Here is a 14,447-nt window from a genome sequence, read left to right as displayed (position 1 = left end):
ACGCTCACTTTCCTGGATACTCTGGCCAATAGGTTTTCACAAAGGCCTCATAGATCGGTTTTAATGGTTTACCCTCAAGCGCGTGCAGATTTTTTTGCACGGTCGTTGCGTCCTTGCGAACCAAGGGGCCGGTTAAGGCTCCTTGAGGATTGTTCATCGTATTGGTAAAAACTTTTTCTAAATAGGTAGCCCCGGCTTGTGGCGGGATATTAAGATCGGAAAGACCCTTTAACATCTCCCCCATAAGAAGGCTCACGAAGTTACCGCCGGCCACACAGTAAGCGTGATACAGAGATTTTTTTTCTGCCGGCAAAATCGAAAATGGATTCTTTAAACCGGGGAGGATTTCTTGCAATGAGCTGGCTCCGGTCAGGATAAAGTGGATCTTCCGATAGAATTCCAGATCATAAAGCTCGGGTCCAAATGTCATGAGCGGATGGGCGGAGATCATATCGTCGAAATGCAAAGCACCTGAAAAATGAATGACCGTAACCTCATGACCGGCCAAGCGCTGACGGTAAAAGCCCTCTAAAGCGCTGTCGGAAATCGCAAGTAAGACGTGAGTGGCTTTGGCAACCTTCCGGGCCAAAGCATGAGGATCTTGGGATCTGTCCCAGGATTCGAAGTTTAGATTTTCTAAATGCAAATAGTGGCCGAGGTGTCGGGCGACGCGGCCAGAACCGATAATAAGATAAGAAAAAGGAGCAGTTGTACTCGTCGCTGTCATATTCTTTGGGTACCTTTCCATTTCTGGATAAAGTCCTCTGTAATGCTCGCAACCTAACACGATTTTCTCAGAAGACAAAGCGAAATGACACCCCGAATCGAGCAACTGCTCTAGGGTGAAAATGGCAACGATGACACTGGACTTAAGGCATGACTTGAGGGAAGTATACGCCCCATGAAGTACTTGTATTGGGTGGGTGTTGCCCTCGTTATTGGTGTCGGTGTTTGGTTGACCACTTTGGTAAATCCGCAACCGACGACAAAAAATATCGTTCCGTTTGCGCAGTATGAAACTCCGGAAGATTTGGGAAAACAGATCTTCACGGCTTTGCAGTCCGAAGTAAAAAGAGCCCCGATTGTTTTATTAGGTGTCACACCCAACCAAGTTGAAGATATGGAAGTGTGGCGTGGTTTTATGCAGGCCAATCAAGAAGTTGGATCTAAATATGAAATCATCGCGGTAGAACCGATGCTTCCTTATGTCGAACTTTTTGAATCCAACTTACGATTTAATATTCGCGATGATATGCCCAGATTCGTTGAGGGAGTAAAAAAAGCCATGCAGCAAGGTTTGCGCGTGGCGGTCTTGGTTCCGCATATTTATTCTTCTCAACTTATTGCCGGTAATCCGGTCGATCGCTTGCAAAAAGAATTCGAGATTCCAATCTTAAGTCTTTCGATCGTAAAGTTTCCGGTCACCCTTCAACAGGCTGAAATTTTTGAACCTGCTTGCGTCTTAGAAGAGGGCAAGGACCCGGGCCATACGGGACCTTTGGGTTGCATGATTCGAAAAGTCGCAAAAAAAACTTACGATAAAAAATTTGAAGACAATAAGTACTCGGGCCTGGTTGAAAAGCTGTCGGCTAATGACTATTTGATATTATTTAATCGCAATGCGGGTTCGAAATAGGGGGATCAGTGAAAGCTTTATTTTTAGTTTTATCTTTATTGATGACATCATCGGCGTTTGCTTACAGTCAGCTTGAAGGTGCTTGGTACGGAAATGATGGCAAGTACGTTGAATTGATCGAATTCAATGGTGCCATCACGGTGCACACTCGCAGCTATTACCACAACGGAGCCCCTTCAGATTATTTCTTTGAATTCCAAATCCCTCAAGACCGTGACGTTCAAATTGGCGAGGTGATTCAAGGTCGCTTGCGCAGTATTGATGGATATTACGGCTGTTTATTTGATGAAGAAGCTCAAATGACTTTGGATTTTGATGGTTCCTTAAAAATGAATTTTCCGTTGTTGGTGTTTCACCGCGAAATCCGTTCTGAAAGAGAGCGCGTTGGCACGGGTTACCACCGCCAAGTCGATTGGACTCGCTGGGGTTTTGTGGAGTCCGTTTATCGCTTTCCCATCGAACGTTGGAGAGTGGTTTCATCTAAATGCGTGATTGATAGAAAAATCAACACCACCAGCCGTTTGACTCGTTAAAATCTACATTTCTACTTCAATCCCGAGGGCCTGCAAAAGAACGAGGGCCTCGGGAAAAGAAAACTTCGCCTCTTTCATCTTTGCCAGGCGGGGATCAATAAAATAGTGATGGCAGTTTCTAAAATCACTTTTCTCGATGTTCACATTGTTAAATGAAGTTCCGGACAGATTAGAGCCAGAGAAATTAGCTTTCGAAAGATTTGATTGGGAGAAGTCGGCTTCTTTAATGGAGCAATTTTCAAAAATTTTGCCCCGCAAATCGAGAGCCTGAAAACATCCATAATCCAGCTTACAGCCATAAAGGTTGAAATCGCCACCTTTACGTAGATCCGTCCAATTAATTCCCATTAAATTGCAGTTTTCAAATATGACGCCACGTAGGACGACATTCTGCAAAGAAGTGTTGGCCAGGCTACAGTTTGAAAACTTGCAGTCAATGAAAAGAACACCTTTAAGATTTTCTTCGGTGAAATTTATTTCTTCAAAGTGATAATTGCTAAATTCTTCACCTTGCTCTGTGCGTAGGCGCGTCCAGTCTTGTTCGGTCACGGTCGTGTATTCCATCTTTTGCTCCTTTATTAAAGGCCTTAAGAACTCGTAACATGATCTTTCGTGCATGCAAACTAAGAGCTTTTCGTAAGGTTGGGTCCTTGGGAAAAGGGCGAAAGACTTTTTTACTGAATAATTTTATGGGGCTTTTAACAGGGCGAGATTCAAATAATAATGAGGGGGAGTGTGCGGTCCGGTGTGAGCAAAAAAAGATTCGAAGCGAGCGGCGATTCTGTATGTTTAAAAGCATTTTAGAACGGAGTTACTATCTGCAGTTTTTTTGATTTTGACGCGGATCCGTCTAGACTTTCATTTCTACGGGACCCTGCTAGTTTGCGAAGAGTAAGTTTGGAAGTAAGGAGAGTTATGAAAAAGATCGCCATCGTTACCGGAGCCAATCGTGGTTTAGGACTAGCAACTAGTGAAGCCCTGATTCAGCGGGGATTCAAAGTTATCATGGCTATGCGCAGCCCGGATAAGGCGCAAAAAGAATTAAACGTCTTAAAAATGAAGGGGGCTGACATCGTTCCGATGAAGCTGGATGTCTCGCAAGAAAAAAGTATTAATGATTTTGTTGAAACTATCAAAAAAGAATATGGTTTTGTCGATGTACTGATTAATAATGCGGGCATCTTGATTGATAGCGATGACGGTGGAAATGCATCGGTTTTTAAAACTAAAGCTTCCACCATTCAAAAGACCTTTAATACCAATACCATTGGGCCTTTCTTACTGACTCAAAAGATCTTTCCGATGATGAAACAAGAAGGTTACGGACGTATCGTCAACGTTTCTAGCGGCATGGCGCAGTTGTCGGAATCTCAAACCGCATCGGCGGCCTATCGCCTTTCTAAGACGGCTTTAAACATGGTGACGAATCTTTTTGCGTCGGAGGTAGGTGATGCGGATATCTGCGTGAACGCGATTTCACCGGGCTGGGTGCGCACCGATATGGGAGGCCCGCATGCGGATCGTTCGGTTGAACAAGGGATTAAAGGAATTATTTGGGCGGCGACCTTACCTAAAGGCGGGCCCAACGGAACCTTCACTCGCGATGGCGAAAAGATTCCTTGGTAGCGTTATAAATAAAAAGGCCGCCTTCTGGGGAGAAGACGGCCTCAACGAAAGGATGCGGGGTTCATCGCCCCCTGGGGACTAAAAAAAGAGCAACAGCTTATTCGACTTCGATATCGCCGCTGGCTGTCTTGGCCGTTATCGCGGTTGCGCCTGCAGTGGATCCACGAGTGTTTTTAATTTTACCACTCATGGTGTGGAGCTTGAATTCGGCTTTTTGATTTGCCGGTAATTTCAGTTCAATGTCACCAGAAATGCTTTCTATCTTCATCGGACCGTCTTGCAGGTTCTGGATTTCGATGTCACCACTCACGGTTTTGCCTTTGGTGTTTTCAAAGTTTACATTTTCTGCGGTGATCTCTCCCGAGATGGTGGTGAAGCCAAAGTCCTTGGCCTTCAGATTTTTCATCGAAAAATTCCCGCTGATCGATTCGACATTTAAGCTTTCGATGTTTTTGGGAACATGAATAAGAATCTTAAAGTCTTTCACGTCAAGGCCTTCGCCGATGGTGATTCTTCCTTCATCGGTGCTAACTTTGGCTAGACCTTCTTCGGGTGTTGCGTCTGCCGGCGGCGCTCCTTCGACTTCAAAAGACAGAGCATCATTGTCAGAGGTTATCAGGCGTACTTCACCAGAAACGGTTTTGATCGTGACTGTTTGAAACGGTCCGGAAAAACTCATGTTCTCTCTGATCTTGGTACGGGAGGGGGAAACCCCAAAACCAGTGATGCGAACATTGTATTTGCTTTGCAAGCGATTCATAAGCTCGGGGTCTGCGGCCACAGCTTTTTTGCTTGAGTACGACGCCAAGGCTAAAAAGCTAAATGTTAGAAAAGTCGTGACGATAAAAATTTTGGCAAAAAGATTTTTAGATTTCATATGCGGCTCCTATTTTTCTAAGACGAACTTGATGTTCCATTGCAGGTAACTGATCAAACTTAATAAGATATATTTTGAAATCAGGAACATGCCCATTAATCCCATGATGGCCATTCCAAGAAAGCTCAGGCTCATTGAGATCGCGGCCACCCAACCCCAAGCGTTTAACGGGAGGGATGCGGCTTGGGGTAAGAATCCTAAAATCCCCAGGCTGACACCGCCAAAGGCGATGCTGACACCCCAGCCCGTTGCTAAAAAGCTGAGGATAATAATTCCGGGAATAAACAGGACTATGAAATTAAAAGGAGCTAATACTAACAAGCGTAAAACTACGTGCAGAGCTAGCTTGATATCAAAACTTTTATCACTGCTTTTAATCTCCCGAATCATCGATTCAGTTTTGTAGGCTTTGGCCAATGTCAGGGGAGAGCCCAGGCTTTTGCTGATTTCTTCTTCGCTTTTGCCTTTGTTAAGACCGTGGGCGAAATGTTCTTCGTAATCGGCAAGAATGTCTTGAACGTTGTGAACGCCGTTTGTTTCAAGTTCCAATTTTAGAAGTTTTAAAAATTCTAACTTGTTCATTTTATTTCCCGCCAATCAAGGCTGCGATTTGTTCGTTAAACTGGGTCCATTGTTTGTGCTGATCTTTTTGAAACTCTTTACCAGCCTCCGTGATGCGATAGTATTTGCGCGGAGGTCCTTCGGAGGACTCTTGAAGGTAAGTTTCAAAATACTTTTCTTCGGTCAGGCGGCGAAGGATGGGATAAAGGGTGCCTTCGGAAATTTCTAGAACCTTAGAGATCTCCTCCACCAGTTCATAGCCGTAGTGATCCTTGCGCTTAATCATCGTAAGCACGCACAGCTCAAGGACCCCTTTTTTAAATTGTGCATTCATAACTGTGCACTCCAATCCAATGACTACTGTATAAAGCTAGGTACTGTGCAATGTCCAGTACTATGTATAAAATACTACCAAAAGGTGCCAGGCTCTTTTTTGTGGCGCTGGTGCGCCAAAAAAAATCGCCATCTATAAGCATATGAATTTACGACATATTATTGATATGCCTGAAAAGCAAAAGGCCACTCGAAGGTGGCCTTGACGCGGGTGGGTCCGAAAAAAGAGCCAGGCACCTTTTAGATTTCGTGGGCTAGGGGTCTTCTTGGGGCGCGGAAATAGGTTCTTGGGGATAAGTCCAAGAGGTCTCCGAGTTTTTCCATGTAGACGCAAGCATAGCGATCCAACTGGTAAGCGAAGTAGCTTTCTTCGTTACCAGCTCTCATGAGCTGACCCCAGTTGGCGTTGTACATGGACTGCTGTTTTTTAATCAGCTGACTGATCTGTCCATCGACTTCCGAAATTGTTTTTTGCAAAGCCTCAACCTGAGCCTCGTTGTAAGCGCCCGATTTTTCAATCTTCGCCGTCATTAATAACGTCAACTCATCTTCAAATGGCTCTTTTTTCTTCATCAAGGTTTCAATTTCTTGATTCAAGGGTTGGGCCTTTTTGTTGTGATCGATTTCAACGTCAAGTTCCTCGATAACCATCGCGGTTCTCCAGTTGCAATCTTTCTTTAAGCGCAAGATGTCGCCGTAAATATGATCCCCGATATAAAGAATATCATCACCGGCTAAATCTAGATCTGTCGTGAATTTTTTTGCATTTCCACCCTGGTAAATTCCCGGAGTCAGCTTTCCTTCCATATTCGTCATTGTTCCATCCGCGGGATTTACGCGAAGGTATTTTTGACTTTCATAAAAGAACTTGGGCTTAGAAGCAAAAGTGATCACGAACTCAAAAAGATCCTGCCATGATTTAGTTTCCTTTAAGAACGGCTGAATCGCGTAATCTAAAAGCAGCTTCGTGTAATGGAAATCAGAGTTCGTTAAGACGAAAATCTTTTTCCCATGCCGACGGAATTTTTCTAATCCCGCCACTAATTCTGGATCTTTTATAATGTATTGATCTAAGTTTTTCGCCACCACTTCTTTAAGTGAGCCATCGCGATGAGCTTCATCTAAAGCATCTAATACGTCATCGGCGATCTGCGCGTATTCCGGATACTTATTCGCCGTGTCCGTATCTTTTAGTTCGACGATCTGGGCGATCAAGTTCGCAAGTGAGATAGAAAACGAAGTGTCGACAGCTAAATAATCTGTATCGCTAAGATCAATGTAAGTCGATTTGTAAAGCTTTTGATGGCTTTTGAAATCCAAAGGTTTCAAGCCATGGTAACTCGCACGAATCGCGGTATAACGATTAAGTTTTAAAAGATTTCCCATCTTACGGTCGATCACAAGTCCGCGAATCGCGTAGTTGTAATCAAACGTCAGCTTGCGCAAAGTTTCAGGGTATCCGCGTTTAACAAGTTTATCGATCATCGTGGTGTGCGACAGACGTTCAAAGTTTTCGCTGTTATAGCGAACCAGGGTGTGGTCCATGTCGACGCCGATGTAACGGATTTTTTTAAGATTCAATGTACGGTTAACAAATACTTTTCCAGTCATATTTTCTTTTCTATCTTTCAACAGGAAGTTGAAGCTGATTCCAAAGTTGCATGCCGCCTTGCATGTTATACACATGTTCAAAGCCATTCATTTTTGCAAAGGCTGCCGCTTTCGCAGAACGTCCGCCCGCAAGGCAGACGAAAACCACAGTTTGATCTTTGGGAATTTTTTCTAGGTGTTCGGGCAATGTATTCAGGACGATCAACTCTGCACCAGGGATATGTCCCAACTCTCCGACATATTCTTCTGGTTGGCGCACGTCGATAAGCTTCACTTGATTTTTCACCGGGTGTACGTCGCCCGGTGTGACGTCATAAACATCTTCAAAGTGAGGATTTTCAGTTTTCGAATCAAAGTGAACGATCTTCGTAGACACGTGTCTCTCCTGCATAAAAGCCAAGGATCTGACCTTAGCATTTGCCCTGATTTTCAGCAAGACCTTCTTACCAGATCTGCACTCGCTCTTGATCGGGGAGGGTCATTTTATCGCCTGGTTTGCATTGGAAGGCCTCTGCAAACGCGGGTTGTTGTTTTACTTGCTCGTTAATGCGCGCCACGCCTAACGCATGGGGGTCGGTTTTTAGCAACCGCTGAGCAAAGTCGGGTCGAACCACCGCGCACCAAACGCGAGCGTAGGCGATAAAGAATTTCTTTTTGTCTTCAACGGCACCTTCATTTTTCGGGAAAGCCGCATGGTAAGCGAATGTCAGACCCACCAGATCCGCCACGTTTTCACCTTGAGTCAGTTTTCCGTCATGACCGATATGATTAAACTGCGCGATCATTTTTTCGCCCCGTGAACTGAATTCTTTAAGATCTTTATCACTCATCCAAGTTCGTAGGCGGCCTTGGGAATCAAATTTGGAGCCTTGATCATCAATCCCGTGACCAAGTTCATGTCCCATGACGGCGCCCACCGCGCCTAGATTTTCGATGATCGATCCGTCTTTATCATAAAAAGGATATTGTAAGATCCCGATTGGCAAAACGAATTTATTATCATTTGGGCTGTAATATGCGTTTACTGTCAGAGGTCCCATGCCCCACGCATCTTGGTTGGCAGGCTCTTTAAGTTCTTGCACGGTTTTTTCCCAACGTGCTTGGGAGAGGGTTTCAAGATTTTTCACATGATCTTTAGGGTCATAAGTTTTTAATGGCAAGAAATCCCACTCGCGATCGTTTTGAGGTTTCACTAATTGTAAGCGAGCATTTTTAATTTTAGCGATGGCTTCCTTTTTACCTTGGCGTGAAAGCCATTTATTTTGTTCCAGTCCGTCAAGGATACTTTGACGAATGCGCTTGCCGACTTCTTGAACTTTGCTTTCATCAAATGAAGGAAAGACCTGGTCGATCAAGGCCGCATCGATATCCATGCGGAAAGGACGGCTGACCATCTGTGTGCAGCGCTCTTGGCGATCCGGACGTTTTTGTGGGCCGCCGAAATACTTCTTTTCGAAATCAAAAGATTTTTTAAAATAAACCGGATAAGCATCATCCATGATATCGCCCACGGCGTTGCGCAGGTACATGTCTTTCCAGGTTTCTAACGAGCGGGTTTTCAAGTCAGTCTCTAAGAAATCAAAAGATTCAGGAATCGCGTTTTGCACCACGAGATCGCTAGGAACTTTGGCAAAAAGAAGATCGAGCTTTAATGTCGGATATTTTTTAATCAGATCCTTTTGCGAGGTTTCACGATTTTCGCTCCAGCGTTCGCGTTGAACCGAATGCACCGGGTAGGTTTTGATAAATTCTTTTTGGAGGGCAATCAGGTTTTGCGCCTTAGTAGTGGCGTCTTTCCTTTTAATGCCTGGATATATACCGCGAAAAAATTCAACCAAGACTTTTTCATAGTCCTTTAAAAGAGCTTCATTTTCATAATATTTATGATCGGGAAGTTCCATGAAGGATGATGCAATAAATGGATTTGTTTTAGTGGGATCGTCCATTTTTTGGGTCGCGCCTAAATACACAAACTCGCTGAGTCCTTTAGAGATGTTTTCATGGGAATAAGTTAAAAGTTTTTCGACGGAATCGATTTTTTTAACGTCATTCACGATACGGGTGACGCCGGCCTTTTCGCTTTTGGCTTTTTCCGGCCCATTCATACACGCTAAATAGAAATCGCGGACTTGCGTAGTACGCACATCAAGATCTTTTTTTAGGGGCAATTCGCGCATGAAGGTTTTTTTGTGTTCAAGCAAGCGTTCGCTGGAATCGTTAAAAGAAAAAGTATGCATGCTGCGATCGTCACGAAGCTTAAATGAGGCTTCCGCTTCAGAGCAGACGTACTGATGGAAATCCTGACAGGCATTGACCTTGGTGCTTAACGGAAACTCACGCTTTTCCGGGATTTTTGAAGACGGTTTGGCAGCAAAAGCGAAGCTCGCGGCAAGAAGTACTGAAATCATGGATGCCCTCTCTTGTTGTTAGAGGAATATGTTAATACTCCTCATAGATAATTCCTAGCGGCTAAAGGTCATGATCGAGGGCGTTATGCTTGAGTTGCCAATGCAGGACTGGCATGATCGGAAATCCATGATCAATGTCGAGCTTTCCACAGAACAATCATTAGCCCTCGAACTTTTACGTTCTGGTGAAAACGTCTTTCTTACGGGAGGGGCGGGCAGTGGTAAGAGTTTTTTGATCAGACAATTCATGCGCGAAATTGATTCCAAAGAAATGCCGATTCTGGCAAGCACGGGTGCGGCGGCTGTTTTATTGGGTGGGCGTACATTCCATAGTTTTTTTGGTTTGGGAATTATGGAAGGCGGGCCTGATGCCGCATTTGCCAAAGCGAGTAAAGATAATAAGCTTATGGCACGTCTTCGCAAAGTTGAAGGCGTGATCATTGATGAAATCTCCATGATTCCCGGGCAAGCCTTGATGATCGCCGAAGCCTTGGCACAAAGAGCGCGTGACTCAAGACTTCCTTGGGGTGGCATGCGCATAATTGTCGTTGGTGATTTTGCTCAGCTGCCGCCCGTCACTCACTCCGGGCCTAGAGATTGGTCGTTCTTAAATAGCGTGTGGGAGCAAAGCGGTTTTCAAAATGTTATGCTATCCCACAATCAACGAGTGTCCGAAAATTTATTTTTAGATATTTTAAGCGATGTGCGCAGTGGAAAGGTCACTGAGCCCGTGCGTGAGTTCTTAAATGATCACGTGCAAACTCATGATGAAGATCACCCCGGCACGCGCCTTTTTCCACGAAAGTTGAATGCCGATAATTTCAATCAAAAAAAATTAGCAGAGATTGATGATGATGAAGTGGTGATTGATTCTATTTATTTTGGTTCTGAAAAGCATATCGATATGTTGATGAAGTCCGCGCCTGTACCGGTGAAGCTGACGCTGAAGCTTGGCTGTCGAGTGATGTTTTTGCAAAATGATCCACAACGCAGATGGGTGAATGGAACTCGGGGAGTGATCACGGACATTACGGTTGATAAAATCACCGTGAAAAAAACCAATGGCCGCGAAGTAGAGGTTGATAAAACTTCGTTCGCTATTCAAGACGCCGAGGGAAATGTCATGGCCTCGGTGTTGCAATTTCCGCTAACGTTGGCCTATGCCACCACCATTCATAAAAGTCAGGGAGCAACTTTGGATGACTTGTGGTGTGACTTAAGCGCGTTGTGGGAACCGGGACACGCCTATGTAGCATTAAGTCGTTTGCGCTCGTCCGAAGGTTTACATCTTATTGGATGGAATCCACGCTCGATCATCGTGGACCCGAAAGTTTTGCGATTCTACGAAGGTCTAGATATCCGCCCTTCTTAGGTCGCAGAAGTTTAAAGAAATCTCGAATTTTAACCAGAAATCGTTAAAACACTGTCAAGATACGTAGAGCAAATCTATTTTCTTTGAGGTTTAACAAGTGAAGATTTCGGTCACTCTTTTGGTAACGTCTTTATCTTTCCTTATGGCGTCTTGCTCTGGCGGTTCTTCATTTGAAGCCCTTAAGCAAAACCCTCCGCCAGAAAATGCACCGGCAGACAACAACAATGATACGGCGACAAATCCAACGCCTGCGCCGTCTCCAAGCCCAAGCCCAAGCCCAAGCCCAAGCCCAAGCCCAAGCCCGGCTCCGAGCCCGTCGCCGTCACCTTCTCCGGAGCCATCGCCAGTTCCTACGCCGACGCCGAGTCCTTCACCGGCACCGTCTCCAACTCCATCGCCAATCCCTGAACCAACTCCGAGTCCGTCACCGGACCCTTCTCCAGTGCCAACGCCGACTCCAACTCCAACTCCAACTCCTGTGCCTACACCACCGGCTCCGTCTCCGGAGCCAAGTCCGGCGCCAACGCCGTCACCAAGCCCATCGCCTTCACCAGCACCAACGCCGCCGGTGACGACATGCCCGACGAATTATGAAAAGGTTGCGGCGAACGGGACTCTTGGCACGGCAGAGTTTTGTATTGCGAAATTCGAAATGAAAAAATCGTCGGGAAATACTGCCGAACCAAAAGCTGCCGATAAGCCATGGCTTTTGAACAAGAACAATGCCGCGAAAGAATGCGGAGACTTAGGGGCAGGCTACCGTTTACCTACTAATGCAGAATGGAATGCCATCGCGTTAGAGATTTATAATCAAAATTCAAATTGGACGAGCGGAACAAAACTGCAAGGCACTTTGATGACTGGATTTTATTCTGGTTGGACGGAACCGATTGCCATCACCAATGTCAACGAGCCCTACAACGGGACAGGCAAAACAAGTGGAAGCGAAAGAAGAACCTTTACGCTTGCAAGTGGCAATGTCATTTGGGACTTCGGCGGCAATGCGTGGGAATGGGTCAGTGATTCATTCTATGGAAACACGTACACACCGGATCTTTCAGGAAACTACGTGCGTGCTTATCACAATAATAACTGGGATATGCCCGCAAATTCAAAACAGCTAAAAGATTTCACGGGAATGTCTTCAGTGCCGAGCAACGATGTTTACTTAGGACAGTTCTTCGGTGGAAGCACGGGGAAAGTTATTCGCGGGGGAGCTGTTTGTATTCACTCGCCGGGAGTGACGGGAATTTTCGCTGCGAATATTGGCGATATTACAGCCAATGAAGCGCAAGCCCCCGCTTCGTGGAACCTGAAGATGAACAATATTGGCTTCCGTTGCGTGAAGGAACTCTCGCCGTAATCTGAGATTTAAATTTTAATATTTTTTAGGGCCTGGTTGAGAATTGGAACTTATTGGAGTCTCGCTGGGTCTTTTTTTAATAAATCCAAAAAAGATCTTTAAGCATTCCGATAACGACGATGATAACAAGGGTCTGTAAGCCCAGCGCATACATGAACCAGCGTGGATTTTTGTGTTGAGGTTTCGACATGGTACAATCCCCTTGATGTAAACCTGATCGGAATTACTGCAAGTCCCTAAAGTAATTATTGGGTACTTCTCGTATTTTATGAATCAGGATACTCAAGGGGGCACATACAACTTTGTTTATGGCTATAAAACATTGAAATTACTTAACATTATTCTAACTTGAAATCGTATCAGTTCGGCGCTAGTGTCTGCCTCAGGAGCGCGCAAACTCAAGATACTCAGCCCGCGTGCACACTTATGAGATCAATCATTCAGTACCCGTTGCCTTCAGTTGGAACCGTTCTTTCCATTGGCGAGGCCATGCGCCTTGCGATCAGCGAGGCATACAAGGGCGCACCTTATGTCAGTCCGAATCCCTTAGTGGGAGCCGTCGTGGTGGATGCCAAGGGAAACTTCCTCGCCGCCGGCCATCACGAAATTTACGGCGGCCCTCACGCGGAAGTAAATGCTCTTAAAAACCTACAGCCTGAACAATTAAAGGACGCCACGGTGTACGTGACGCTAGAACCATGCGCGCATGAGGGCAAAACTCCTTCATGTGCCAAGATGATGGCAAAGCTGCCCATTAAAAAAGTCATCTTTGGTTTGATTGATCCAAATCCTTTGGTCGCCGGGCAAGGGGCCGAGATTTTAAAACAAGCCGGTATCGAGGCGGAAGTTTTTGGTGCCGAGCACTCTCGAGAGTTTAACGAAATCAGACAAGATCTGGAAGAAGTGTGCGAAGCCTTCTTGTGGAACTTTCGTGAAAAGAAAGTTTTCGTGACTTTGAAAATGGCCTCCAGTCTTGATGGACAGGTGGCCCTTCGTTCAGGCGAAAGCCAGTGGATCACGGGGCCAGAATCGCGTGAATATGTGCACTATCTTCGTGCGTGTTATGATGCGATCCTTGTAGGCAAAGGGACGGTGGAGTTTGATAATCCTTCGCTCAACATTCGTCATCCCACAATTCAAAAACAAAACAAGGTCGTCATCATTGATGGGGAAGCGGGCTTGTTAGGAAAATATTCAAGCTTAAAACTTTCTGAAGCTCACCAGTCCGCCAATGTATTTTGGTGCGTGTCTGAGCAGGCCAAAGAAGTGGTGCAAGCTCTACTAGCCCAGATAAAAAATCCTCCGCAAATCGTATACGTAAAAACGAAAATCGACGGCAGCTTGGATTTAGAAAATTTATTGTCGCAGCTTTACACTCTCGGCATTCGTTCGGTGATGGTTGAAGGGGGTGCGATGACGGCAAGCTCCTTTGTCGATGCAAGACTTGTAAATCGACTTTACATGTTTCAGGCCCCTATCATCATGGGCGCTGGGGGCTCCCGTTCATGGACCGAAAATGTGCGAGTGCCTACCATGAAGGAAAAAATTCATGTGAAAAATCCTCGATATCTCACTTTCGGGGACGATTTCATGATTTCCGGGATTTTTTAAAGTGGCTCTTGCTTACGGTGTCTGGACAATCTAGATTCCGTGCTCAGATTTCTTTAAGGAGTTAGAACTTGGAAACGCAAACGACTCAAACAACTGAAACCGCGAACTATCGTTGGATCCGCTCCGATAAAGGTGCGGTCGCAGGAGTTTGTGCTGGACTCAGCCAGGCCTTTGGTATCGAAACTTGGATACTGCGCGTCATTTGGCTGGTTGCGATACTCTGGTTCGGCAGTGGGGTCTTGTTATATTTGATTTTAGCGGTATGTCTGCCACGCGTCGATAAGCTAGACCATGCTCTAGATGGCAAGCTTTTAGGCGTCTGTGCTAGAATAGCCAAGAGGTATCGCATGGAAGTGGGCCTGGTAAGAACGGCATTCGTTCTACTGGCGATGTTTACTTTCGGAGCTGCGATCCTGGGTTACGGTCTATGTTATTTTCTTATCCCGAAGACCGACGAGCCCGTAAGTCGCTCAAAGAGCGCAGGAGTATTTTAATACATATGGGTGATGACAGTAG

Annotated in this window: 16 protein-coding genes; 7 read left to right on the top strand and 9 right to left on the bottom strand. The window is 45.5% G+C overall.

Features of this window, described 5'->3' with window-relative positions:
• Positions 1 to 4: 4 nt before the first annotated feature.
• The gene (locus AZI86_RS04645) at positions 5 to 727 is read right to left on the bottom strand and encodes a Rossmann-like and DUF2520 domain-containing protein (protein ID WP_061833912.1); all 723 of its coding nucleotides are present in this window, start codon (positions 725 to 727) and stop codon (positions 5 to 7) included.
• Between the two features lie 174 nt (positions 728 to 901).
• On the opposite strand from AZI86_RS04645, the gene AZI86_RS04640 reads away from it, so the two are divergent.
• Both AZI86_RS04640 and AZI86_RS04635 read left to right on the top strand, forming a co-directional pair.
• The gene (locus AZI86_RS04640) at positions 902 to 1,636 is read left to right on the top strand and encodes a hypothetical protein (RefSeq protein WP_061833911.1); all 735 of its coding nucleotides are present in this window, start codon (positions 902 to 904) and stop codon (positions 1,634 to 1,636) included.
• Between the two features lie 8 nt (positions 1,637 to 1,644).
• Positions 1,645 to 2,169 (top strand): hypothetical protein, encoded by a 525-nt coding sequence (locus AZI86_RS04635; protein WP_061833910.1) that lies wholly within the window; start codon positions 1,645 to 1,647, stop codon positions 2,167 to 2,169.
• Between the two features lie 3 nt (positions 2,170 to 2,172).
• On the opposite strand, the gene AZI86_RS04630 is transcribed toward AZI86_RS04635, so the two are convergent.
• A complete protein-coding gene (locus AZI86_RS04630; protein ID WP_061833909.1) occupies positions 2,173 to 2,733 on the bottom strand; it encodes a pentapeptide repeat-containing protein in 561 nt (186 codons plus the stop codon).
• A 351-nt stretch (positions 2,734 to 3,084) separates the two neighbouring features.
• On the opposite strand from AZI86_RS04630, the gene AZI86_RS04625 reads away from it, so the two are divergent.
• Entirely contained in the window at positions 3,085 to 3,795 is a 711-nt protein-coding gene (locus AZI86_RS04625) for an SDR family NAD(P)-dependent oxidoreductase (RefSeq protein WP_061833908.1), read from the top strand.
• A 97-nt stretch (positions 3,796 to 3,892) separates the two neighbouring features.
• On the opposite strand, the gene AZI86_RS04620 is transcribed toward AZI86_RS04625, so the two are convergent.
• The 6 genes from AZI86_RS04620 to AZI86_RS04595 all read right to left on the bottom strand — a co-directional run bounded on the left by AZI86_RS04620 (position 3,893) and on the right by AZI86_RS04595 (position 9,585).
• Positions 3,893 to 4,672, bottom strand: a complete 780-nt coding sequence (locus tag AZI86_RS04620; RefSeq protein WP_061833907.1) for a DUF4097 family beta strand repeat-containing protein — start codon at positions 4,670 to 4,672, stop codon at positions 3,893 to 3,895.
• Positions 4,673 to 4,681: 9 nt separating this feature from the next.
• Positions 4,682 to 5,254: a DUF1700 domain-containing protein gene (locus AZI86_RS04615; protein WP_061833906.1), complete on the bottom strand. Its 573-nt coding sequence runs from the start codon at positions 5,252 to 5,254 to the stop codon at positions 4,682 to 4,684.
• A 1-nt stretch (position 5,255) separates the two neighbouring features.
• Positions 5,256 to 5,567 carry a PadR family transcriptional regulator gene (locus AZI86_RS04610; protein WP_061833905.1) on the bottom strand — a complete coding sequence of 104 codons (312 nt, stop codon included), beginning with the start codon at positions 5,565 to 5,567 and terminating at the stop codon, positions 5,256 to 5,258.
• Positions 5,568 to 5,806: 239 nt separating this feature from the next.
• Positions 5,807 to 7,177, bottom strand: a complete 1,371-nt coding sequence (locus AZI86_RS04605; protein WP_061835059.1) for an HAD-IG family 5'-nucleotidase — start codon at positions 7,175 to 7,177, stop codon at positions 5,807 to 5,809.
• A 10-nt stretch (positions 7,178 to 7,187) separates the two neighbouring features.
• Positions 7,188 to 7,553, bottom strand: a complete 366-nt coding sequence (locus AZI86_RS04600; protein ID WP_253715732.1) for a rhodanese-like domain-containing protein — start codon at positions 7,551 to 7,553, stop codon at positions 7,188 to 7,190.
• Between the two features lie 67 nt (positions 7,554 to 7,620).
• Positions 7,621 to 9,585: a M13 family metallopeptidase gene (locus AZI86_RS04595; protein ID WP_061833904.1), complete on the bottom strand. Its 1,965-nt coding sequence runs from the start codon at positions 9,583 to 9,585 to the stop codon at positions 7,621 to 7,623.
• Between the two features lie 85 nt (positions 9,586 to 9,670).
• Between AZI86_RS04595 and AZI86_RS04590 the strand changes: the two genes are divergently transcribed.
• Positions 9,671 to 10,957, top strand: a complete 1,287-nt coding sequence (locus tag AZI86_RS04590) for a DEAD/DEAH box helicase (RefSeq protein WP_061833903.1) — start codon at positions 9,671 to 9,673, stop codon at positions 10,955 to 10,957.
• A gap of 179 nt (positions 10,958 to 11,136) precedes the next feature.
• On the opposite strand, the gene AZI86_RS19355 is transcribed toward AZI86_RS04590, so the two are convergent.
• Positions 11,137 to 11,298, bottom strand: coding sequence for a hypothetical protein (locus tag AZI86_RS19355; RefSeq protein WP_157684628.1), 162 nt, complete (start codon positions 11,296 to 11,298; stop codon positions 11,137 to 11,139).
• 137 nt (positions 11,299 to 11,435) lie between these two features.
• On the opposite strand from AZI86_RS19355, the gene AZI86_RS04585 reads away from it, so the two are divergent.
• The 3 genes from AZI86_RS04585 to AZI86_RS18975 all read left to right on the top strand — a co-directional run bounded on the left by AZI86_RS04585 (position 11,436) and on the right by AZI86_RS18975 (position 14,425).
• Positions 11,436 to 12,320: an SUMF1/EgtB/PvdO family nonheme iron enzyme gene (locus AZI86_RS04585; protein WP_157684627.1), complete on the top strand. Its 885-nt coding sequence runs from the start codon at positions 11,436 to 11,438 to the stop codon at positions 12,318 to 12,320.
• A gap of 426 nt (positions 12,321 to 12,746) precedes the next feature.
• Entirely contained in the window at positions 12,747 to 13,931 is a 1,185-nt protein-coding gene (gene ribD / locus AZI86_RS04580; protein WP_061833901.1) for a bifunctional diaminohydroxyphosphoribosylaminopyrimidine deaminase/5-amino-6-(5-phosphoribosylamino)uracil reductase RibD, read from the top strand.
• 68 nt (positions 13,932 to 13,999) lie between these two features.
• Positions 14,000 to 14,425: a PspC domain-containing protein gene (locus tag AZI86_RS18975; protein WP_096000875.1), complete on the top strand. Its 426-nt coding sequence runs from the start codon at positions 14,000 to 14,002 to the stop codon at positions 14,423 to 14,425.
• Positions 14,426 to 14,447 lie beyond the last annotated feature (22 nt).

The organism is Bdellovibrio bacteriovorus, from assembly GCF_001592735.1.
Taxonomy (GTDB): Bacteria; Bdellovibrionota; Bdellovibrionia; order Bdellovibrionales; family Bdellovibrionaceae; genus Bdellovibrio; species Bdellovibrio bacteriovorus_D.
The sequence above is the reverse complement of the archived record's forward strand: the minus strand, read 5'-3'. Positions and strand labels throughout refer to the sequence as shown.

Bases quoted from the DNA above. Each gene is read 5' to 3' on its own strand.
- AZI86_RS04620 (WP_061833907.1), bottom strand. From the start codon at position 4,672: ATGAAATCTAAAAATCTTTTTGCCAAAATTTTTATCGTCACGACTTTT.
- AZI86_RS19355 (WP_157684628.1), bottom strand. From the start codon at position 11,298: ATGGCTCCGGAGAAGGTGACGGCGACGGGCTCGGAGCCGGGCTTGGGC.
- AZI86_RS04605 (WP_061835059.1), bottom strand. From the start codon at position 7,177: ATGACTGGAAAAGTATTTGTTAACCGTACATTGAATCTTAAAAAAATC.
- AZI86_RS04610 (WP_061833905.1), bottom strand. From the start codon at position 5,567: ATGAATGCACAATTTAAAAAAGGGGTCCTTGAGCTGTGCGTGCTTACG.
- ribD (WP_061833901.1), top strand. From the start codon at position 12,747: ATGAGATCAATCATTCAGTACCCGTTGCCTTCAGTTGGAACCGTTCTT.
- AZI86_RS04645 (WP_061833912.1), bottom strand. From the start codon at position 727: ATGACAGCGACGAGTACAACTGCTCCTTTTTCTTATCTTATTATCGGT.
- AZI86_RS04595 (WP_061833904.1), bottom strand. From the start codon at position 9,585: ATGATTTCAGTACTTCTTGCCGCGAGCTTCGCTTTTGCTGCCAAACCG.
- AZI86_RS04630 (WP_061833909.1), bottom strand. From the start codon at position 2,733: ATGGAATACACGACCGTGACCGAACAAGACTGGACGCGCCTACGCACA.
- AZI86_RS04640 (WP_061833911.1), top strand. From the start codon at position 902: ATGAAGTACTTGTATTGGGTGGGTGTTGCCCTCGTTATTGGTGTCGGT.
- AZI86_RS04615 (WP_061833906.1), bottom strand. From the start codon at position 5,254: ATGAACAAGTTAGAATTTTTAAAACTTCTAAAATTGGAACTTGAAACA.
- AZI86_RS04625 (WP_061833908.1), top strand. From the start codon at position 3,085: ATGAAAAAGATCGCCATCGTTACCGGAGCCAATCGTGGTTTAGGACTA.
- AZI86_RS04590 (WP_061833903.1), top strand. From the start codon at position 9,671: ATGCTTGAGTTGCCAATGCAGGACTGGCATGATCGGAAATCCATGATC.